Here is a 19,698-nt window from a genome sequence, read left to right as displayed (position 1 = left end):
TCCGATCTCGATCCAACCCCAACAGCGCGCTCAGCCGGGCCGCCTCACGGAGTCCCGATCAGATCGCGAACCCCGCATCACCGCGTCCTGACCTCAGCTTCAGTCTCAACCTTTTGGCGTCCGCACGCACAATCACCGTCGCGGAAGCGGGAAGACGTCGCCCCCGGGCGTGCCGAGCCCCGGAAGCGGCCGCGGCACCAGCGCGGGCACCGGCTCGCGCTGGATCTTCGCTTCGAGCAGCGCAATGGCCGCGCGCAGCTGCGCGTCTTCGCCCCTAAAGCTTGCCGCCGGCGGATTGTCGACCTCGTGATCTGGCGACACACCATGCCCCTCGACGATCCAGCGCCCGTCGAGGCTGTACTGCGCGTTCTCGGCGATCCGCACCCCGCCATTGTCGGCAAGACGGTTGCGATCCGACAGCCATATGCCCGCACCTGCGGTCCGCTGACCGATCAGCGGGGCCAGCCCAAGCGCCTTGACAGCCCCCGCAAAGGTTTCGCCATCCGAATAGGTGCGCTCGTCGATCAGCACGGCGACATGGCCGCGATAGGCGTTCTGCATATTGGTGGTCGCAGTCCCGGTCCCGTCGGGCCTTGCCCAGAACGCCCAGGCGCGGCGCATCAGCATGGCGACGATGATGCTGTCGATGTTCCCACCATTGTTGTTGCGAACATCGATGATCAGGCCCGGCTTGTCGAGCTGCGGAAACCAGTCGCGGGCAAAGCTGGCAATGTCGCCCGATCCCATGGAACGCAGGCTGATATAGCCAACCTTCCCGCCCGACAGCGTGCTGGTCTGGGCGCGCTTGACCTCGACATGATCGAGATAGCTTGCCGCCTCTAGCCCCTGGATCGTCATTGGCTCCACGATCGCGCTGAGTTTCCCCCCGGCGCGGGTGAGATCGAGCCGCACCTGCTGCCCCGCCTTGCCCGCGAGCGCGAGCCGCAGGTCCGCCAGCGATGCGACCGCCCGGCCATCGACCAGGCGGATGACGTCGCCCTCGCGCACATCGACGCCGGGGCGGCGCAGCGGCGGTCGCAGCGACACCAGATCATCCTCCGACCGCAAAATGCGATCGATACGGAGCCCCTGCGCGACCGGGGTGTAGCTCGCGCCGAGAAAGGCCATGGCGGGGTTCTCGCTATCGCCCGGCAGATCCCCGGCGCGCACCTGGCTGTGGAGAATGCCGAGCTGCGAGGCCATCAGGCCCAGGATCGTGTTGAGTTCGGCGCGGTGGCCGATCCGCTCGAGCATCGGCTCGTGCGCTGCCCTGACGGCATTCCAGTCGACCCCGCGCAGCGCCGGATCATAGGCGAAGTCGCGGTGCATCCGCCACGCATCGACAAACATCTGCCGCCATTCGGCCCGGGGATCGACGATCAGCCGCCAATCGTCGAGCCGCAGCTGGAACGGCGCGGGCTTGTCCGGCATCTTCGCCTCGGCGGGGACCAGCGCCAGCACGGGCTTGGCCGCCGTGCCGGTGACGACCATTGCGGTCTTGCCGTCTGCCGCAAGCGCGAAGTCGAGCGCGCCCTTGGCGAAGACCTCCTCCTTGGGATCGCTCTTGTCGATGGTGATCGCGACCACGTCATCGTCACGCCGGGTGTAGAGGAACTTCTCATTGGCTAGGAGCTGCCCGCCGACCCCGGGCTTGGCGGGAACCTTGTAAAGGCGCTGTGCAAGACCGGCGAGAACCGCGCTGGCGGGCCTGTCTGCCTTTTTCACCCCGGCCGTGTCTTTGTCCTTGCCCTTCTCGCCCGCGGCGGCGACTGCCTCGGCCTCGCGCTTCTCGCGATCCTCCTTGCTCATCGTCAGCTCATTGTCCTCGCGGAAGCGGAACTTGGCCATGGGGTCGAGCTGAAGGGCGTAAATCTCACCGCGCTTGGGAAAGGCGACGCCCATGTTGCGGTCGCCCCACGGACTGCCGGGCGTCGGATCGAAGTTGCGATCGGACAGGAAGTAAAGCCATGCCCCGTCATGCGCGAAGGCGGGGGCATAGTCGTTATACTTGCCCGACGTCGCCTTGACCCGCTCGCCCGTGGCAAGAACCTGAACATAGAGATCGGAGGTGTTGCCGCCATTCGCCGGGGAGGTCTCCGCATAGGCGATCATCTTGCCGTCAGGCGAGAAGGCGAGGTCGCGGAACGGAGCATCCTCGCCGGTGGCGTTCTGGGCCAGCAGCGTGACCCGCCCGGTCGCGACATCGACCTTCTGGAGCCGCGCCTTCTTGTCCCAGACCACCAGTGTCTTGCCGTCGGGCGCCACGGCGAAGGACCAGATATGGGCATCATACCCGCGGGTCACAGCCGTCGGCGCGCCCGTCCCGTCGGCGGGCATCGCGAAGATGTCACCGCGATCCCCTGGTCGAGGATCATGAACGCCTTGCCGCCTGCTGCCCCAGCACCGCCTGCCGGGCGCGCGCCGCCACCGGCACCGCAAACTCGACGCGCCGCAGCTGCTTGGGCGCCGCGAGCGCGACCCGCCCACGCGCCGTGATCGCAACCGTCTCCCCCGAAGGCGAGATGCGCGCAGCCTCGAGCTGGCCAAGGGGTTCGCCGAGCGCGCGGATCCGGGTCTGTTCCCGATCGGTCACGAGATCGATGGACAGCTTGCGCAGCGCGCCGCTCGCCAGGGAGACGGCGTAAAGATCGGCTCCGTTCTGAAGGAATGCGGTATCGCCATCGATGCTCGCCTGGAGCACCGGAAAGGGCAGGTCAGGCGACACCTGGCGGACATCGCTCCCATCCTCCGCGACCGACCACAGCGCGTCCTTGCCGCTCTTGTCGGACAGAAACCAGATGCGACCGCCCGCGGACATCGGATGACGGATCGGCGCGCCGAAATCTGCGAGCAGGCGCACGGCCTCGGCGTCGGACCCCATCGTCCAGCGCCACAGCTGCTCCATCCCGCCGCCACGATAGAGCACGGCATTGTCGCGGGCGCGGGCGTAAAGGCCGCGCCGGGAGAAGAACAGCGTGCGCGCGTCACTGCCAAAGGTCGCATCGGTGGCGCGCCACAGCGGGATGGGGGTCGCCTCTCCGCCTTGTGGAGAGACAGTGTAGAGCACCTCGCCCTGACCGCCGCCCGCCAATCGCGAGGTGAACATCACACGGCCATCGGGCGTCCAGCCGATCATCTGGATGAAGCCGCCTTCGAAGGTCAGGCGGCGCGGCGTGCCGCCAGCGACCGGCATGACATACAGATCGCGCTCGCTGTCATAGCCGGCGCTGAATGCGACGAGCTTGCCGTCTGGAGAGATATGGGCTTCCCTCTCTTCGGCCGGATGGTTGGTGAGCCGCACCGCCATCCCACCCGCGCGTCCGGTGCGCCAAAGGTCGCCTTCGCTGGCAAACACCAGCACCTCACCGCGCACGCTCGGATATTGATAAAAGCCCTCTTCGGCTGCCGCCGGCGTCACGGCGAAAGCACAAACGCCCGCGATCAATCTGCCGAAAAGTCTCATGACATTCCCCCCTGGTCCCTCGCCATCGCTGACAGGCTGATAACATGATGTGCCGGCTTTGGCGGCATCGGGTTTTCGGGGCGGATGTGGAGGGCGGCAAGCGCGGGACAGCCGTTTTTCGGCAAATCCTCCATCGAGTCCGATGAATGTCACCCGATTGCGTAAAGCCCCCGGAACGACAGGACAGAGCCGCGAACTTGTGCAGGAGTGAGGCATATGACCGACGGCAATCCGAGGAACTCTCCGCCTGCGGAGGCTGGCGGAGGGCGATCTGTGGGGGAGACTGGACGTTGCCGGGCAACATCTCTCGTCAGCCAGACGGCAGACCCATTCACGTCGCCGCGGGCATGCGGTTGAACGTCAGCAGCTATGACGCGTCTTGCGTTTTGGGCGGGATACTGGGCAGGCGTGACTCCCCGAGATCGGGACGTACTGTTACAAGGCGCGCATCTACCTACCGATGCCTAGCCGCTACTTACAGAAGGGTCCGATCGGCTATGACGATCGGGTCAATCTCTAGGGTCAGGACTCATTGGTCATAGCCAGAAGATGACGGTGGCTGCGAGCGCGATGGCGGAGAGGAAGACTGTTGGGCAGCGGTCGTAGCGGGTAGCGACGCGCCGCCAGTCCTTGAGGCGGCCGAACATGATCTCGATGCGGCTGCGACGGCGATAGCAGCGCCTGTCGTATCTGACGGGCTCGTTACGCGATTTGCGGCCCGGACTGCAGGGCTGAATGCCGTTGGCCTGGAGAGCGTCCCTGAACCAGTCGGCGTCGTAGCCGCGGTCGCCGAGCAGCCATTGCGCCTTGGGCAGGTCGTCCAGCAGCGCCGCCGCGCCCGTGTAGTCGCTGACTTGCCTGGCGGCCATGAAGAAGCTCAAGGGGCGTCCGTTTGCATCGGCGATGGCATGGAGCTTGGTATTCATGCCGCCTTTGGTGCGGCCGATCAGCCGGCCGAGATCCCCTTTTCAACCCGCAGGCTCGATGCCGCGCGGTGCGCCTTGAGGTAGGTCGCGTCGATCATGATGGTCTGCAGCTCGGTGCCTACGGTCGCCCCCCATCATGCGCGCGAACACGCCGGCTGCCCCAGCGCTTCCACCGATTCTATAGCGTTTTGTGCGGGCCGTACTCGCTGGGTGCGTCTCGCCAGCGCAGCCCGTTGCGATTGACGAATACGATCCCGCTCAGCACCCGCCGGTCGTCCACCCGAGGCTTGCCATGGCTCTTGGGAAAAAACGGCCGCAGCCGCTCCATCTGCTCGTTCGTCAGCCAAAAACAGGTCGCTCATTCCGGTTTCCTCGCGGAGCCTGAATCAGATCGCGGCGCTCACATCAATGGGTCCTGACCCTAAGCTACGCCGCGAATTGCGCCAAATGTTCCGACGACGGAGACCCGCACAGCATATTCGAATCCCGATAATATCTGTTACGTCAAATGCCGTGATGTGACGGCTGCACGGGTGCGTCAGGGCTGTGATCCCAGACGGTTGTGCTGGAAACGCATCAATCGCTTTCCATCCGAGCGACCAAAAAGGCCACTTCGGCTTGGCGCTTTACACCCATCTTCGCGAAGATCGACTTCAGGTGGGACCGCACGGTCTCATACGAGATCCCCATCTCACTTGCGATCTCGCGGGGATTTTTTCCCTGGCCGGAGAGAATGGCGACGCGTGACTCTTTCTCGGTGAGCCCAAAGGCTTCGCGCAGGGACTCACTGACCCGATTGCTCCAGACGCGACATTCGCGGACGAACACGATTGCCCGGGCAAGGTTGAAGAGCACTGACACCTGCTGGTCGCGGATGGGTTTGGCGTGCAGCAGCGATACCAGGCCGGGACTGGTCTCCGCCAAGATCGGCGCCGACCGCATGCCGCGCACCGCGATCTTCACCACTTTGTCGAAAACCTTTTGCTTCGCGGGGTCGGCGAGCGAGAAACCGTTGTCTGGGGAAAGAAAGTCGGCAGCCGGCCTTGTGCCATCGTGGACAAAAAGCGGCTGTCCCCGTTGGTCGACAACGACGAGGCTGGCATCGCCCTGACCGCCAAGGCCAAGCAGATAGGCCCGTCGAACGTCGCTCAGATAGCCGAGATAGGCGAGCACATGCTCGGCAATCTCGCCAACTGCGTCGCAGATCCGGACGATGTCTGCCTTGCCATATGCGCCTTCGCTGGCCGGACGGTGGATCTGGAAGGATGCTCCAAGGTTTCCGAGCCGGACCAGGCACGCGACCTTGCGGCCGACGCCAAGCCGCTCGGCCAGCCAAGCTGCGACTTCGCTCGTCGCTGCATCGTCTTGCGCGCTGATATCGGCATCCGTGTACCCTCGAGGTGGCCAATCTTGCGCAAAAAGCGCGGATGCTTGTCTCTCGGTGCCAGCTCGTCATTGTACCGCGCCCAGATGTCGCTCTCGGCACGCTCGAAGCCCTCCAGCTCGGCGTGAAGAAACGTTCCCATTGCAAGATCGACGATCGCAAACGCGCTGCCTGTGCCTCCCACCCTCTCGCGAAGGATGGACAGCACAGGTCGCCACCCATGCCGCTCCTGTGCTGCCTGCACGGCATACTTCGCCAGCGTAGCTGTCTGATCGCCCCGGTCCGCCACTTTTGATGTCACGTGTGCTGCTGAGTTCCAGCCCGCGGATAGCGGACAGTGGAGACTTTCTAACATACCCCAGACGGGTGAAACGGCTTGGTCTTGCCCAAAAAGCGCGACCTCCGTGATAAACCCCAGAGACGCTCTATATGTGAACAGCCTTGCGCAGCGCGTGCCTCAGGCCACCGAATAACGGTTCGCCGTACCTCAGACAACATCCGTTTTGGACTTGTTGGACCTATTCGCGAGTTAAATAGAAACATTGCAAGTGCACCAAAATGGGTCATCTGCAGGCAGCCCGATACGACTTCACCCAAGCGGGTGATCGACTGTCCGGTGAGGCGACTCTAGTTCGTTGTCCGAACCTACTGGGACAGCGAAACGGATAGCGACATGGCATTGCACCTGATGATTCTGCGCCGCCCTCGCCGCAACAGGCTGTGGCCCACCCGGCTGCGCAGCACACAGATCACCACCGACTATTTCGTCGACATCGCACCGGGGCCGCGGTCGAACGGGGCGGTGATCCTCCCATTCCGAAATCGCTGACTGAACGCCGACGCCGACGCCAACGATGTCAGCGACGCAGTTTGTCTTTCACGCTCAAGCCGAGCGACCGCCAGCGCCCTCGCCTGAGAGGTCGTGGCCGCCCCGTGCGGATCCGACGAGCCAATGGTTTGACCATGATCCAGCCGCACGGATCATCACGGGCGCTCGCCTCTCTGTCGTTCGCGCAAATCGAGCCGCTATGCGGCTATTCGCTTGTGCAGGTGGCGCGCAGTTGATCGAAGGCCAGCCTGTTCCGCTCGACGGGGCGAGTGCCGAGCGTATCAGCGCATTCTTACTCGAGCCGGCATGCGAGGAGCTGACCGTACCGGGGCAGATCGTGGGTAGCCAGACCCTGATCCTGATCAGGGCTCTCCGGCTTGAGGGATGGGAAGCCCCCTGGGGCGCACTGGAGCTTCGGCAACCTGCGCCGGAGCGCATGCTCGCGACCGGACCGATCATCGAGATATTCGGTCTGACAGCCGCCGAAGCACGGGTCGCCGAGGCCCTGGCCAACGGGATGACAGCAACGGATATTGCCTTGAAGCTTGGGAAGTCCCTCGACACCGTGCGGTCGCACATCAAGTCGCTCTACACGAAGATCGGGGTCAACAGCCGGGAAGCGCTTCTGAGCCGGCTTCACACTTATGGGCGGTGAGGTAACCAGACGAACAACGGGACGTGCCCAAGTGGAGACGGCAGAGCCCCGCTGTTCGCCTGGCGCGAATGGGGATGGATCCCGTCCGCACACGCCGGACTAACCGGCACTGCTTTACAACTAGTCTTCGTGGGCAACCGGTGTCCACAAGCAGATGGATGCGGTCATGGGCGCCTCGCCGGCAGCGCTCGCCTTCGACAGCCGATAGCGGCGGTACACCTGCAGCACACGGCTATCGCGGCCGCGCGTACCACCGCGCAGATCAGCCAGCGCCACGGGGCCTTGGTCGGGAAACCCGGTGACGCTTAGGGTTGCGCCTCCTGGTCCTTACCTTCGAGGCTGTCCGCCATCTTCAGGATTTCCGGATCGTCCTGGTAGGTCTTCGCCAGACGGCGGAATGCTCTTCCCAGAGCCGCACGAGCAGCCGGCGAAGAGGGCTCCCGGCGATCATCATTCTGCTGGTCCATCAAAGTTCCTCCCCGCAGCGCCCAGCACATCGCCGGGGGACCGGCGGGCTGCGTGTCACCGAACAGGCCCGGCCGCTTTCCGTCGCGGCCACCCGCTCAACCTCGTCCCCGTCGAGGTCCAGCGCGCCCGCCAGCTTACTGCCAGCACGCGGCATCGTCATCCCTTCGTTGCTCAAGTGGCGCCGCGAAAAAGAACCGAAGAGATCTTCTCCGTGGGGTTGGGACCAAAGGCGTTCACCTTCGCGATGACCTCAACCGTGCCAAGCCCAGAATGTACCGTGCTGGTACGCAAGCCCGGAGTGCCCGCAATTTTTAATTCTCCGTTATCTATCCAAGTAGCTGATTTGAAGCGCTTGTCCGGCGCGTGCCCGGCAGACCGTTACAGGCCCATACCCAATCTTGGTGATGTGAGCTGCGAGCGAATCAACTAGCCAACACGCATCGCCTTGATGGCCACAACCAAAGGCCCCGAGGTCGATCATCGGTGCGAGCGCTGGAATGGAGACCCGGCTTCGCGCGGATGCCCACTCACCTGAATATCTTTGGGGATGGAACATCATGAAGAAGCTTCTGATTGCGGCCGCTGTGGCCGCCCTCGCGACCGGCTCGGCCTCGGCGCAGACCAGCGTGAACATCCCGCTTTCGGGTACGCTGGCCAAGTCGTGCACGATTTCCGCGTTCCTGAACGGCCCGTTCGATGCCCTCGATCTGACCTCGACCAACGTCCAGGGTGCCGAATCGCTCACCACGAGCTGCAACTATGACGGTGCGAACCAGGTCACCTTCACGTCGCAGAACAACGGCGTGCTGAAGTCGGGCAACAACACCCTCGCCTATGAGTTCGGCATTCCGTCGGCGAACATCCCGCTCGCCGGCCTGACTGCGCCGCGCTCGGTGACCTATGGCTCGGGTGCTCCGGCTGGCTCGAACTTCACCCGCTCGATGGTCGTTCGTCTGCCGGCGGCCGCCACGATCGCGGGCACCTACACCGACACGATCGTCGCCACGGTCACCCCCAACTGACCGGGCAGTCGGGGTCGGCAACAGCCGGCCCCGACTTTCCAGACATATCAAGGGGGGAAGAACGAGCGATGATTGCGCGGATCCGGACCAAGCTGGTCATACTGACAGCGCTAGTGATGATGCCGGCGATGGCTCTTGCCTTCGACGTCGTGCCGACGGTCACGGTCATGGAGCTTCCGCGCGATATCCGCGGCGCGACAATTGTCGTGAGCAATCCCCGCACTGTCCCGCTTCCGATTTCGGTCGAGATTGTCGAACGCGAGGTGAATGAGGACGGAACCGAGAAGCAAACGCCAGCTGACGAGCTTTTTCGTATCTTCCCGGCCCAGGCGATCATTGAGCCGGGCAAGAGACAGACGATCAGGGTCATCTGGCAGGGACCCGCGTTGCAAAAATCCCGTTCGTTCACACTGTACGCCGGTGAAGTGCCTGTCGACGTGACGAGCGGCACCGCGTCCGGGGTCCAGCGGATCCTGCGTATCGGGGCTTCCGTGCATGTGGCACCGGGGGGCACAACCGCAGCGCCCCGTGTCGCGCAGGCCGTTCCGGAGGGCAACGGTGTCCGGGTCACCCTGGCCAATGACGGGTCGCGTTTCATCTACATGAACGACATCAGCCTGGCCTTTGCCGGCAAAACGATCCCCGGTCCCGAACTGGCTCGCATTGCAGAGCGCACTCTTCTCACGCCAGGGTCCAGGCGCAGTTTCGTGATCCCTGACGTAGCGGGCACGCCTGAACTGCGTGTCGCAGACTGACGCTGGTCGCGGTGGATGACGGTGGTGCACGATGCGACTGTCCTCCCATCCTGCGCTTGTCTGCGCGCAAAACGAGTTCTCTGCCCCTTCCAAGCGGCGGCCTGGTTCCTCCCGCGCTAGTTGCGGGCAGCTCATGATCATGCTCGGCGCGTCAGCCTCGGCATTGGGTTGGCCGCTGCTCGGTGACGCAGCCTCGGCGGCTTCTGTCCAAACCGCAGATGCTGATCGCGGCGGGCGTTTCGAGATAAGCCTGCCTGTCGATCTTGGCGGCCGCGAACTCGGACAGATCGATGCTGAACTGGACGCGGCCGACCAGATTGCGGTGGATCGTCGGCAGCTTGCTGAGCTGCTTGGGCCCCGGCTTCCGGCCGAGATTCGCATGCGTCTTGTTTCGCCGGCCAATGGACAGTCTCGAGCAACCATTGCCGAACTGGCTGAGCTTGGGGTTCCTGCCCAGTTTGACGCAACGGCACTCCGGATCTCGATTGACATTCCAATCGACCGACAGGGCGCCGTTGCGTTGCGTGCGATTGACGATTCCGCCTCGGCGGTTGGCGGCGACTATCTTGAGGCGAGACCTTTCTCTGCCTCGCTCACCCTCTTTGGGTCCCAGAACCTGGAGTGGCAGGGCGAAGGCGCGACAGCGCGCCCGATTGGTCTGCTTGGACAGTTCGCATCCAACATGGGCGGGTTATCGGGGGTGTCCCTGTTTGGGGAGTTCGCCCGGGACGGCGAGGCAGGTGGACGGATCCGGCGCGGCAATGTGGTTCTGGTCCACGACGACGTAGATCGCGCGGTCCGGTTCAGTCTGGGCGATACGCCGGTCGCGGTAGCCGGGTTTCAAGCTGCCCCGGTGATTGGCGGGCTGTCGGTCGCGCGGTCTTATTCAGAGCTCCAACCGTTCCGCAACATCCGTCCCGGGGGGCAATTTCGGTTTCAGATCGATCGCCCTACCCTGGTCGATATCCGCGTGAATGGAGCGAGCATCCGGCAGATGCGGCTCGATCCCGGCCAATATGATGTGGGCGACTTCCCGTTTCTGACTGGTCAGAATGAGGTCGAGATTTATGCGTTTGACGACTTCAATCAGCGCCTGATCACGCGCTTTTCGCAATTCTTCAGCGCGAACCTGCTGCGCCCGGGACTAAGTGAATTCGCCTTTTCGATAGGCGTGCCACAGCAGCGGGATCGATCAGGAGGGATCAGCTACAGCAACGACGAGCCACTGGCGACAGGGTTCTTCAGGCGGGGCTTATCGGAGGCGCTGACGCTCGGGCTCAACGCACAAGCGAACCGCTTTGGATGGTTGACAGGCCTGGAGGGGAGCTGGGCAAGCCCGATCGGAAGCTTCCTCGCCAATCTCGCCATCTCGTCCAATCGTGAGAGCGGACGCGGCACCCAGGCGCTTCTTGCCTATGACCTGAATGTCCTTGATCTCGGGGCGGTCCGCAATCTGCGCGCAAATGCCGAAGTGCGGCTTATCAGCAGCGACTTCCGCCTCGTGGGGCCTCGCAATCTTGGGCGGCTGGAGAACACATATAAGCGTGAGGTGCGCGGGGCTCTCTCTGCATTGCTCCCGGGTGGCGTCTTCGTTGGCCTTAATGGGGCCTATCTCCAGCGTCGGGACAGCGGGGGAGCAGAGTACCGGGTGGGGGCAACAGCGAGCGCGGTGCTTGGTCGCTTCAATATGACAGCTGCGCTTGAGACGGCACGTATTGCGGGCCTCGGACGGGACACCCGGTTTGTCATCACCCTCCTCCGGACGCTCGGTGAGCGCTCGACGATGCGTGCGACATTCGACAGCCAACAGAACTCGGCCCAGCTGCAATATACGCGGTTCGAGGCCCCGGAGGTGGGCGAATACGGTCTGGACGTGCAGCTTGAACGCAATGACCGGCGCTGGACCGGCTCAGGCGGTGCGCGTTTCAATGCGAACCGCTTCCAGGCCGCTGTCCGTCATGACGTCATCCGCACGACAAGGGGCGAACCGACGACCACGCAGCGCTCGACTTACTCGATCGCCAGTCAGATCGCTTTTGATGGCAATCGACTTGCGCTGGGCCGACCGGTTGGGCCGAGCTTTGCTATTGTGAGTGGCCATCCATCACTCGAGAAGCGCGCGATCAGGGTCGGCCAAGGCTTTGGGCGCCGGAAACCCCAGGCGCAATCTGGCCTGCTTGGCCCTGCCCTCGCGCCGGTCGGCGCGCTCTACTCGCCTCAGATCATCAACATCGACGTCGAGGATCTTCCGATTGGCTACGACCCTGGGAAGGTCCGTTACGACGTGTTCCCTGGCGCTGCCACCGGCTACGGCATCTCGGTCGGCTCATCCGCATCCCGGATTGTCATCGGCCGGCTGGTCGACGACGCCGGCAGTCCTGTTGCCCTGCAAGTTGGCAAGCTGTCGACGATCGAGCTTGGCAGGGAAACCAGCGAAGCTTTGACCTTCTTCACCGACCGGTCCGGACGTTTCACGATCGAGGGCGTGCGCCCCGGTCGCTACCGGGCAGCATTCGGCACAAGCACCCCCTTGGTGATCGAGATCGAGGTCAGCCCAGACGGCATTGGCCTGCTGGATCTGGGGGCGGTGACAGCAACGCGCGGAGAAACGAGATGAGACAGGCACTCTATAAGCCTCTGCTTGGCCTCGCATTCGCCCTGGGGGCGGCAGCCCCAGGGGAAGCAAGCGCCGCTTGCGAGGGGTTGACGATCATCGCGCCCGGCAACGCCGTTTTGAACTATGACCCGTTCGACGAGCTGCGCGAGACCCTCGATATCGATCTCGTGGTTCGACAGAGGTCGAGCACTCCGTGCAGTCTTGCCCTGGCGGCGCAAAGCCTCATGCCGGGTGTCTACCGTGAGATGAGGGGACCGGTGCGCCCGGTCCGATATGAGCTCCGTCTGGGTCAGCAGCTGCTGCAAAATGACCTGACCAGCCCCGTGGCGGTGACAGGCCCCATTGCAGGGGCGGTAGAGACAGTCTTGTCCGACTGCGCTTTGAGTTTCCGCCGGGCGTGCTGTTGCCTGCGGGGCAATACACGGATGTGGTGACGCTAAGGGCGTTTGCGCTGGACGGTGGGACACCGGTTTCGCTTGGTGTCGACACGAGCTTTACAGCACGGTTGATTGTCCCTGCGAGCGTTCGGATTCTGATGGACGGAGCGGTGACCGCATCCAACGAACGCTTTGGGCTGAGCATGATTTTTCTTGGCGAGCTCTCGGATGGGGCGGAGGCAAATGCGAACCTGCAGATACGTGCTACTTCAGGTGTCCGTCTGTCCGTTGCGTCGCGGAACAAGGGCGTGTTGCAGCACGTGGCTGTCTCCGGGGATGGGGGTGCCATTCCCTATCGCCTGACGCTTGATGGGCGAGCGATCGATCTGCGCAGCGGTCCGGCCGCACTGCTGCGGCAGCTGCCCGGAGGGGCAGGTCGCGAAAATGTACGCATGCAGATCAACGTACCGCCGGCCGGGGCACGTCCGGCGGGCACCTATCGCGATGTTCTGACCGTTACTGCGGAGCCAAACTGATGCTGATGCTTATTGCGGCGAGCCTCTGGGCTGCAAGCCTTGCCCAGGAAGCACAATCAGCCGGTCGGCCGGTGCGCCCCGCCGGTCAGAGCATCCGCATTCCTCTTTCTGGGACGCTGCCGCTGCGATGTAATGCTCGTGTTTTGCGCGCCGAGGCGGCATCGGCGATTGGGCAGCGTATGGTTCTGGTCATCAGCCATGGCTGCAATGCGGAGCACATCATGCAGTTCTCGTCTCCTGTTCTGGACGAGGTTTTGAATGGGATTGGCGCACGGATTACTCTGGATGGTGCAGACGCCTATGACCGTGGGAGCAACAGCGTATCGTTCCTGCAATCGGCAGCCGGGGTAGGTGAGAGACGCCTTTTGATCAGCACACCGCAGCCGGTCGACTTCAGCCGCCTTGTCGTACCAGGTGCTGTCTCAATCACGTTGACCCCTCGCTGACAGGTGCTGAGCCAATGACGAGAATGGCCAAGCTCGATCGCCTTTTGTCGCTTGTCTACCTGCTCAGCGAGACATCGGACGGCGTGACGCTGGATGACATGGCGACCGCCCTAGGGGTCAACCGCCGAACGGCCGAGCGGATGCGTGACGTAATCGGCCTGCATTTTGACCTCGAAGAGCAGTCCGATGGGTCACGCAAGCGGTTCCGCATCCTCGGGTCGCTCAGGCGGGTTTACACGCGCCCGACGCCTGAGGAGTTGGCGGCGCTGCAGACGGAAGTGGATGCACGTCAACTTGAGCATTCGCCACGCGCGGCGTTGCTCCTGAGCCTGCTGGCCAAGATCAAGAGTGCGCTGGACGACCGAGAGCGACGCCGTCTTGCACCGGACCTTGAGCTCTTGGCCCGTGCGCATCGCATGATGGTCGCGGCCGGGCCGACAGCGGCCAGCGATCCGGCGACACTCACGACGGTCCAGCATGCGATCCTAGCCGGTACCTGCGTCGAGTTTGACTATGTTCGGGAAGAGGACGAGCCGCCACAGTGGCGTCGGGTAATCCCGTACGGTGTCGCTTTTGGCCCCCTCACCTACCTCGTCGGCAAGATGCCGCCACGTGAGGGGAAACCGGACAAGGAGCCGGTGCTGTTCCGGTTTGACCGGATGTCGGATGTGCGTCCGAGCAACACGCTTGGCACTGCTCCCGAGGATTTTGACCTTGAGGCTTGGCTCGCGGAGAGTTTCGGGATCTGGCGCGATGAAAAGCACGAGGTGTGTTTGCGCGTTCTTCCACATGCATCGGCGCGGGCCAAGGCATGGCGTTTTCATGGGTCACAGACCACAGAGCCGCTACCGGATGGCGGCATGCGGATCCGCTTTGCAGCGGGCGGGTTGCGGGAGATGGCGGAACATTTGTTCTCCTGGGCGGGCGATTTGGTGATCGAGTCGCCAGAAGAGCTCAAAGAGACGATGAGTGAACGGCTACGCCTCGCCGCGGCTATGGTAGTTCGGGACGAATAGGGCCGAGTCTTCGACCTCGCGACCGAATCTGTCGCTGTTGGGATGCTTATGGTCGGCATGGAAAACATGCCGAATCGAGTGTGCCATCTTGGTGCCGACACTGTGTCAAACCTTGTGATGACCTGGGCCGATCATGATCACCGGGCGCGCGCGCTGCTTGCGCCCAGGCGTCGACTTGTCTGGGCAAATCGGGCGGCGGCGGCAGAGTTGGCGCGAGGCATTGCACTCCGACTGGAAGGAGGGCGCATCGCCGCCAGTTGCCCACAGCTGACGGCGGAGCTCGACCGGATCACTGGGCCTGATGGCCCTGATCGGGCGCGACTGATCGTTCCGGTATGCGACGGCACAGATCATATGATCGTTGACGCGGCACGTTTTGCGACGGACGTCGACCACATCGCATTGCAGATCTGTCCTGGAACCCCGGCACTGTTCGACCCGGATGCAGCGCTGAGGTCCTTTGGACTGACGCGTGCGGAACGAGATGTAGCCAGCTTGCTCCTCGAGGGAGCTACTGCGCGCGAGGTTGCATCGGCTCGTCGCAGCGCACCCGACACCGTCCGGGCTCAGATCAGAAGCATCTACTCCAAGCTTGGAATCGGATCGCGCGCCGAGTTGCTCCGTCGACTGATCCCCTATTTCTGTTGATTATGGGGAAGCCGGCAGCGACCTCCAATCGCGAAACATGACGGCTTTGGCCATCGCGCTGCCGGCCATTTGACCTGCCCCCCGGCTTTCATCCAGCCGGAATCAGAGAGCGACGGTTGTTCTGACGCAAAGCAACGGCCCGGGCTAGCCCGGGCCGTTGCTTTTCGATCTCGGCGGCAAACGGCGCCGGCGTGGCGTCGCCGAGCGAGGAGTGGAACCGCTCGGTGTTGTAGTCGTGGACCCAGGCCGCGACTGTCGCGCGGGCATGGGCGAGGCTGGTGAACAGCGTCTCGTTCAACAACTCGTCGCGCATGCGGCCGTTGAAGCTCTCGACATAGCCGTTCTGCATCGGCTTGCCCGGAGAGATGTAGTGCCAGCCGATCCCTGCCTCGCCCGACCAGGCGAGGACGGCGTTGGAGGTCAGCTCGGTGCCGTTGTCGCTGACGATGGTGGTCGGCGCGCCGCGCTCGGCGACCAGCGCCGCCAGCTCGCGTACAATCCGGCGACCGGAGATCGAGGTGTCGACCAAGGCTGCCAGGTATTCCCGCGTGATGTCGTCGACGACGTTCAGCACCCGGAAGCGCCGCCCGGCCGCGAGCTGGTCATGGACGAAGTCCAGGCTCCAGCGCTGGTTGGGCGGCGCCAGCACCGGCGCGGGCGTCCGGATGCCGGTGGCGCGCTTTCGTCCTCGCCTGCGCCGGACGGTGAGGCCCTCCTCGCGATAGAGCGGTTTCCAGTCAGGTGGAATCACCTGACGGTTCGGAAAACGCGGCAAACCAACAAATCAGAGCGGTTGATCTGGCGCAGCCAGATCGAAAACCGCTCTAGAGTCGCTGGAGCTTCTTCCTGTTGACGCCTCGGCCCTCGCGCCGGAGCAGGATGTGAAGACGGCGGTAGCCGAAGCGCCGGCGCTCGCTCATGCCGAACGCGGTCCGAAGATGCGCGACCGCCTCGCGCTGGGCAGCCGCGCCTACCACTTTTTTGCGAGCAGGTCCTTCAGACCTGCATTGTCCAACATGGCGTCCGCCAGCAGCCGCTTCAGTCTGGCGTTCTCGTCTTCGAGCGGTCTGAGACGACGCGCCTTCGACACCTCAAGCCCGCCGCACTTCGCCTTCCAGGCGTAATACGCCGCACTCGACATACCGTGCCTGCGGCACAGCTCCGTCACCACCGCGCCCGCCTCGGCCTCCTTCAAGATGCCGATGATCTGCTCTTCCGAAAACTGCTTCCGCTTCATGTCCGTCCCTTCTCGTGGGTCGGACCCTAGCTCCAGGTGGAGGAAAAAACGGGGTCAGGTCAGAAGCGACAGGCTGCCAAGCGAGGCTATTACGCTGCGGGCTGCATCTCGCCGACATGCCAAGGCCCGGTGATCGCCAGCGTCATCGCCGGGCTGTAGAGATTGACGAACAGCACCTGCCCGCCGGGCGAGAAACAGGCCCCGGCCAGTTCGGTCTGCAGGCGGCACCGGCCGATGGTATAGACCTCGCCCGCCGGCGTGACGCCGCGCAGATGATTGTCGACGGGATCGGTATATTGATCCTCGCACACGATCAGATGGCCATTGGGCGCGACGGTCAGATTGTCGCCGAAGTTGAACATCATGGGGTCAGTGGATTCGACGAAGTTTTCCAGCTGGCCGGGCTGATCGCGCTCGCCCGGCTGGCCTTCATGCGGACTGGGCCGGTAGCGGAAGATCTGGCCCAGCTTCGCCGCGCCGCCCGATGTGCAGCAGAAATATAGTTCGCCGGTGCCGAAATATATGCCCTCGCCGCGCGCAAAACGGGCTGCGCCGGCGGCATGGCCGCGCATGCGCAGATCGTCGGCGGCGCTGTCGGCTCCGTCCAGATCGATCCAGCGCACCGGCCGGATCGCCCGCGCGGGAAAATCGATGCCGGCCCAGTTGCGGCTGTCATCCCCGGCGACCAGCGCCAGCGCCTGCAGCCGCCCTCCCTCGCTCAGCCGGCCTGGCCGGGCAGGCAGGAAACGGTAGAACAGCGAGTCGGGGCGGTCTTCGGTCAGATAGACGATGCCGGTGGCCGGATCGACGGCGGCCGCTTCATGGTTGAAGCGCCCCATCGCCCTGAGCGGCACCGGATCGACCAGCCCGCGTGCAGCAGCGGGCACTTCGAACACCCAGCCATGATCCCGGCCCACCCCGTTCCCGGCGCGGGTCACGTCTTCCTCGCAGGTCAGCCAGCTGCCCCAGGGCGTGGTGCCGCCCGCGCAGTTGCGGATCGTGCCGGCAAGGCTCTGGAACTGGGCTTCGACCCGGCCGCGCGCCACGTCGTAGATCAGCGTCGACGTGCCCCCGGGAAGCGCCGTGCCATCGGCCAGCCGGTCATAGCTGGTCGCCACATCCCGCCCCCGGAACGGCCCGGCATCCTGATGGCGCGGCCCCAGTTCATGGTTGCGGACCAGCGCGGCCCTGCCGCGCCCGGCCGGAAAACAGCCCATGCCATCGGCCCGGTCGCCGACCACATGGCCATCGTCCATCCGGTCCCCCAGCCGCGAGATCACCCGGTAGCGATAGCCCGGCGGCAGATCGAGAATGCCGTCCGGGTCCGGCACAAGCGCCGAGGGGCGGGATGCCGCCGCCGCGCGCGATCGGCCGGTGCAGCCGGCCAGCCCGGCAAAGGCCGCCATGGCAAGGGCGGTGGTGAAATCGCGCCGGTTCATGTCCCGTCTCCGCTGGGCAGGTGGTTGGGGGGAAGCTGTCACAGTCTTGCGCCCGGGCGGCGCAGCGCCGGGGCTGCCCGGCGCGGCATGCGGGCGCAAGGAAAAGCCACGCGCCGGTCACGTCAGGCGGCTGATCAGTTCGGCATCCGCGCCCGCGCCCGTCCAGTCGGCGAAAAAGGCGGCCAGCCGCGCCGGATCGATGTTGCGGGTGATGAAGACGAGGCGGCTGCGCCGGTCCGCACCCGGCCAGGCGTCGAGCCGGACCGGCGGTTCGATCAGATGCTGAACCATGTGAATGACGACCGGATGGTCGGGATAGTCGGTGATCGCCACCAGTCCCTTGACGCGCAGCAGATCGGGCCCCTGATGCGCGGCAAGCAGTTCGAGCGCGAACGCAAACGCTGCCGGATCGAGCGGCTGATCGAGCGTCAGGCAAAAGGCGCGGATATCATCGGAATGGCGGTTCACGTCATGGGCATGATCGTGATGATGCGCGTGATCATGGCCGTGACCATGTGAATGATCATGCTCATGCGCTGCGGCCTGGTGCGCGTTCTGCGCATAGGCTTCCGCGTTCAGCCACGCGACCACATCCGCCGGCCTTGTGCCCGCATCAAAGCCCGTCAGCCCGTCGACCGCCTGACGCAGATCGAAATCAGGCGCGCGCGTATCGGCGATGGTCGCGCCCGGCGCGCGCCGCGCAAGGTCCGCGCACAGCGCTGGCAGGGCGTCACGCCCGGCATCGAGATCGGTCTTGGTGATCAGCAGGCGATCGGCAATCGCCACCTGCCGCGCCGCTTCGCGATGCGCGGCGAGCGTCGCCTGCCCGTTCACCGCATCGACGATAGTGACCACCCCGGCCAGCGCAAACCGGGCGGCGACGCGCGGATCGGCGAGCAGCGTGTGAACGACAGGCGCCGGATCGGCCAGCCCCGTGGTCTCGATGATCAGGCGGGAGAAGAGCGGCAGTTCGCCAGCCTCCGACCGGTGGTGGAGCATCAGCAGCGCACGGCGCACATCTCCGCGCACCGTGCAGCACAGGCAGCCCGACGTCATTTCGACCACCGGCTCGTCGGGCAGATGCTCGACCAGCAGATGATCCAGCCCGACCTCCCCGAACTCGTTGATGATCACCGCCGTGTCCGAAAAACGCGGATCGCGCAGCAGGCGCGACAACAGGCTGGTCTTGCCCGCCCCCAGAAAGCCGGTGAGGAGGATGACGGGGATGCGCATGCCGCCGCTCATCGGCCGCTTGCCCGCGCAGCCTGGCAGGTGACGCACAGCCCCATGACCTCAAGCACCAGCCGCATCCGGGCAAAGCCGTGCGCGCGGCCGAGATCGAGCAGCCGCCCGGCCTCGAACGGGCTGGAAACCGGCTGGATCGCCCGACAGCCGGTGCACAGCAGCATCAGATCGCCCGCTGTTGCCGGATCGGCGCACATCCAGCCCCGCGAGGATTCCACCCGGCGCAGGCGTCCCTCGCCCTCAAGCGCGCGGATGATGCGATAGACGCTGTAGGGGGAGACTGACCGGCCCAGCCGCGCGATTAGCGCATCGCGCAGCGCATAGGCACCCATCGGGGCCTGCCGCTCCGCCAGCAGATCGAGCACCAGCGTGCGCGACAGCCTTTCGCTCCGCACCCGCGCTGCCGCCCTACCCTGATCCCGCTGCATCATGGCCGCAATGTTATGTAACAACATAACATTTGACAAGGGCGGCAGAGCGGCTGAATGTTCCCCGAATACGGCCACCGGATCGGCCGATCCGGGTTGCTGTTTTACCGCGTCTTCCAAGCCGCCGGCTCAGCCCACCCGGCTTGAAAACGCTCTATCCGCGACCGGTTCGCCGTGTAAAACTTTCCCGCGCGGCCCGGCCGGCCT

General features: G+C 64.5%; 18 protein-coding genes and 2 pseudogenes. 11 read left to right on the top strand and 9 right to left on the bottom strand.

Annotated features, from left to right (window positions below; translation table 11 throughout):
* Positions 1–132: 132 nt before the first annotated feature.
* The 4 genes and pseudogenes from GVO57_RS06315 to GVO57_RS06300 form a co-directional block, all read right to left on the bottom strand.
* On the bottom strand, positions 133–2,304 hold the full coding sequence (locus GVO57_RS06315; RefSeq protein ID WP_160592454.1) for a S41 family peptidase: 2,172 nt from the start codon (positions 2,302–2,304) through the stop codon (positions 133–135).
* A 67-nt stretch (positions 2,305–2,371) separates the two neighbouring features.
* Positions 2,372–3,418 (bottom strand): PD40 domain-containing protein, encoded by a 1,047-nt coding sequence (locus GVO57_RS06310; protein ID WP_160592453.1) that lies wholly within the window; start codon positions 3,416–3,418, stop codon positions 2,372–2,374.
* Between the two features lie 581 nt (positions 3,419–3,999).
* Positions 4,000–4,751: pseudogene (locus GVO57_RS06305) on the bottom strand (IS5 family transposase).
* A 214-nt stretch (positions 4,752–4,965) separates the two neighbouring features.
* Entirely contained in the window at positions 4,966–5,562 is a 597-nt protein-coding gene (locus GVO57_RS06300; RefSeq protein WP_160592452.1) for a helix-turn-helix transcriptional regulator, read from the bottom strand.
* On the opposite strand from GVO57_RS06300, the gene GVO57_RS06295 reads away from it, so the two are divergent.
* From GVO57_RS06295 to GVO57_RS06285, 3 genes are all read left to right on the top strand, one after another.
* Entirely contained in the window at positions 5,563–5,901 is a 339-nt protein-coding gene (locus tag GVO57_RS06295) for a hypothetical protein (RefSeq protein ID WP_160592451.1), read from the top strand.
* 545 nt (positions 5,902–6,446) lie between these two features.
* A complete protein-coding gene (locus GVO57_RS06290) occupies positions 6,447–6,602 on the top strand; it encodes a hypothetical protein (protein WP_160592450.1) in 156 nt (51 codons plus the stop codon).
* Between the two features lie 232 nt (positions 6,603–6,834).
* Positions 6,835–7,257: a helix-turn-helix transcriptional regulator gene (locus GVO57_RS06285; protein ID WP_160592449.1), complete on the top strand. Its 423-nt coding sequence runs from the start codon at positions 6,835–6,837 to the stop codon at positions 7,255–7,257.
* A 305-nt stretch (positions 7,258–7,562) separates the two neighbouring features.
* Here the strand turns inward: GVO57_RS06285 and GVO57_RS06280 are convergent, their stop codons facing one another.
* On the bottom strand, positions 7,563–7,724 hold the full coding sequence (locus GVO57_RS06280) for a hypothetical protein (protein ID WP_160592448.1): 162 nt from the start codon (positions 7,722–7,724) through the stop codon (positions 7,563–7,565).
* Between the two features lie 558 nt (positions 7,725–8,282).
* On the opposite strand from GVO57_RS06280, the gene GVO57_RS06275 reads away from it, so the two are divergent.
* The 8 genes from GVO57_RS06275 (at position 8,283) to GVO57_RS06245 (ending at position 15,142) form a co-directional block, all read left to right on the top strand.
* A complete protein-coding gene (locus GVO57_RS06275; protein WP_160592447.1) occupies positions 8,283–8,747 on the top strand; it encodes a spore coat protein U domain-containing protein in 465 nt (154 codons plus the stop codon).
* Positions 8,748–8,815: 68 nt separating this feature from the next.
* Entirely contained in the window at positions 8,816–9,502 is a 687-nt protein-coding gene (locus GVO57_RS06270; RefSeq protein WP_160592446.1) for a fimbrial biogenesis chaperone, read from the top strand.
* 133 nt (positions 9,503–9,635) lie between these two features.
* Positions 9,636–12,119 carry a fimbria/pilus outer membrane usher protein gene (locus tag GVO57_RS06265; protein WP_160592445.1) on the top strand — a complete coding sequence of 828 codons (2,484 nt, stop codon included), beginning with the start codon at positions 9,636–9,638 and terminating at the stop codon, positions 12,117–12,119.
* Positions 12,120–12,205: 86 nt separating this feature from the next.
* On the top strand, positions 12,206–12,553 hold the full coding sequence (locus tag GVO57_RS14885) for a hypothetical protein (protein ID WP_233281506.1): 348 nt from the start codon (positions 12,206–12,208) through the stop codon (positions 12,551–12,553).
* On the top strand, positions 12,517–13,032 hold the full coding sequence (locus GVO57_RS06260) for a Csu type fimbrial protein (RefSeq protein ID WP_160592444.1): 516 nt from the start codon (positions 12,517–12,519) through the stop codon (positions 13,030–13,032). Before GVO57_RS14885 ends, GVO57_RS06260 begins: the two co-directional genes overlap by 37 nt.
* On the top strand, positions 13,032–13,478 hold the full coding sequence (locus GVO57_RS06255; RefSeq protein ID WP_160592443.1) for a hypothetical protein: 447 nt from the start codon (positions 13,032–13,034) through the stop codon (positions 13,476–13,478). The genes GVO57_RS06260 and GVO57_RS06255 overlap by 1 nt, the downstream gene beginning before the upstream one ends.
* A gap of 23 nt (positions 13,479–13,501) precedes the next feature.
* Positions 13,502–14,494, top strand: coding sequence for a helix-turn-helix transcriptional regulator (locus GVO57_RS06250; RefSeq protein WP_233281505.1), 993 nt, complete (start codon positions 13,502–13,504; stop codon positions 14,492–14,494).
* A 57-nt stretch (positions 14,495–14,551) separates the two neighbouring features.
* Complete coding sequence (locus GVO57_RS06245) at positions 14,552–15,142, top strand: helix-turn-helix transcriptional regulator (protein WP_233281504.1); 591 nt, start codon at positions 14,552–14,554, stop codon at positions 15,140–15,142.
* 91 nt (positions 15,143–15,233) lie between these two features.
* Here GVO57_RS06245 and GVO57_RS06240 read toward each other — a convergent pair.
* The 4 genes and pseudogenes from GVO57_RS06240 to GVO57_RS06225 all read right to left on the bottom strand — a co-directional run.
* Positions 15,234–16,379 (bottom strand): annotated as a pseudogene (locus GVO57_RS06240) (transposase); the annotation flags it as partial.
* An 89-nt stretch (positions 16,380–16,468) separates the two neighbouring features.
* Positions 16,469–17,818: an alkaline phosphatase PhoX gene (locus GVO57_RS06235; RefSeq protein ID WP_160592440.1), complete on the bottom strand. Its 1,350-nt coding sequence runs from the start codon at positions 17,816–17,818 to the stop codon at positions 16,469–16,471.
* Between the two features lie 117 nt (positions 17,819–17,935).
* Positions 17,936–19,051: a CobW family GTP-binding protein gene (locus GVO57_RS06230; protein ID WP_160592439.1), complete on the bottom strand. Its 1,116-nt coding sequence runs from the start codon at positions 19,049–19,051 to the stop codon at positions 17,936–17,938.
* A gap of 8 nt (positions 19,052–19,059) precedes the next feature.
* Positions 19,060–19,494 carry a Fur family transcriptional regulator gene (locus GVO57_RS06225; protein ID WP_160592438.1) on the bottom strand — a complete coding sequence of 145 codons (435 nt, stop codon included), beginning with the start codon at positions 19,492–19,494 and terminating at the stop codon, positions 19,060–19,062.
* Between the last annotated feature and the right edge of the window lie 204 nt (positions 19,495–19,698).

Source organism: Sphingomonas changnyeongensis, assembly GCF_009913435.1.
In the GTDB taxonomy this organism is placed as follows: domain Bacteria; phylum Pseudomonadota; class Alphaproteobacteria; order Sphingomonadales; family Sphingomonadaceae; genus Sphingomonas_B; species Sphingomonas_B changnyeongensis.
Note: the sequence above shows the minus strand (reverse complement) of the source record. Positions and strands in the feature narration are given on the sequence as shown.

Excerpts from the sequence above, each read along its gene's own strand:
- GVO57_RS06245 (WP_233281504.1), top strand. The coding sequence starts at position 14,552 with ATGGAAAACATGCCGAATCGAGTGTGCCATCTTGGTGCCGACACTGTG.
- GVO57_RS06290 (WP_160592450.1), top strand. The coding sequence starts at position 6,447 with ATGGCATTGCACCTGATGATTCTGCGCCGCCCTCGCCGCAACAGGCTG.
- GVO57_RS06235 (WP_160592440.1), bottom strand. The coding sequence starts at position 17,818 with ATGAACCGGCGCGATTTCACCACCGCCCTTGCCATGGCGGCCTTTGCC.
- GVO57_RS06295 (WP_160592451.1), top strand. The coding sequence starts at position 5,563 with ATGCTCGGCAATCTCGCCAACTGCGTCGCAGATCCGGACGATGTCTGC.
- GVO57_RS06250 (WP_233281505.1), top strand. The coding sequence starts at position 13,502 with ATGGCCAAGCTCGATCGCCTTTTGTCGCTTGTCTACCTGCTCAGCGAG.
- GVO57_RS06265 (WP_160592445.1), top strand. The coding sequence starts at position 9,636 with ATGATCATGCTCGGCGCGTCAGCCTCGGCATTGGGTTGGCCGCTGCTC.
- GVO57_RS06270 (WP_160592446.1), top strand. The coding sequence starts at position 8,816 with ATGATTGCGCGGATCCGGACCAAGCTGGTCATACTGACAGCGCTAGTG.
- GVO57_RS06225 (WP_160592438.1), bottom strand. The coding sequence starts at position 19,494 with ATGATGCAGCGGGATCAGGGTAGGGCGGCAGCGCGGGTGCGGAGCGAA.
- GVO57_RS06230 (WP_160592439.1), bottom strand. The coding sequence starts at position 19,051 with ATGCGCATCCCCGTCATCCTCCTCACCGGCTTTCTGGGGGCGGGCAAG.
- GVO57_RS06280 (WP_160592448.1), bottom strand. The coding sequence starts at position 7,724 with ATGGACCAGCAGAATGATGATCGCCGGGAGCCCTCTTCGCCGGCTGCT.
- GVO57_RS06275 (WP_160592447.1), top strand. The coding sequence starts at position 8,283 with ATGAAGAAGCTTCTGATTGCGGCCGCTGTGGCCGCCCTCGCGACCGGC.
- GVO57_RS06255 (WP_160592443.1), top strand. The coding sequence starts at position 13,032 with ATGCTGATGCTTATTGCGGCGAGCCTCTGGGCTGCAAGCCTTGCCCAG.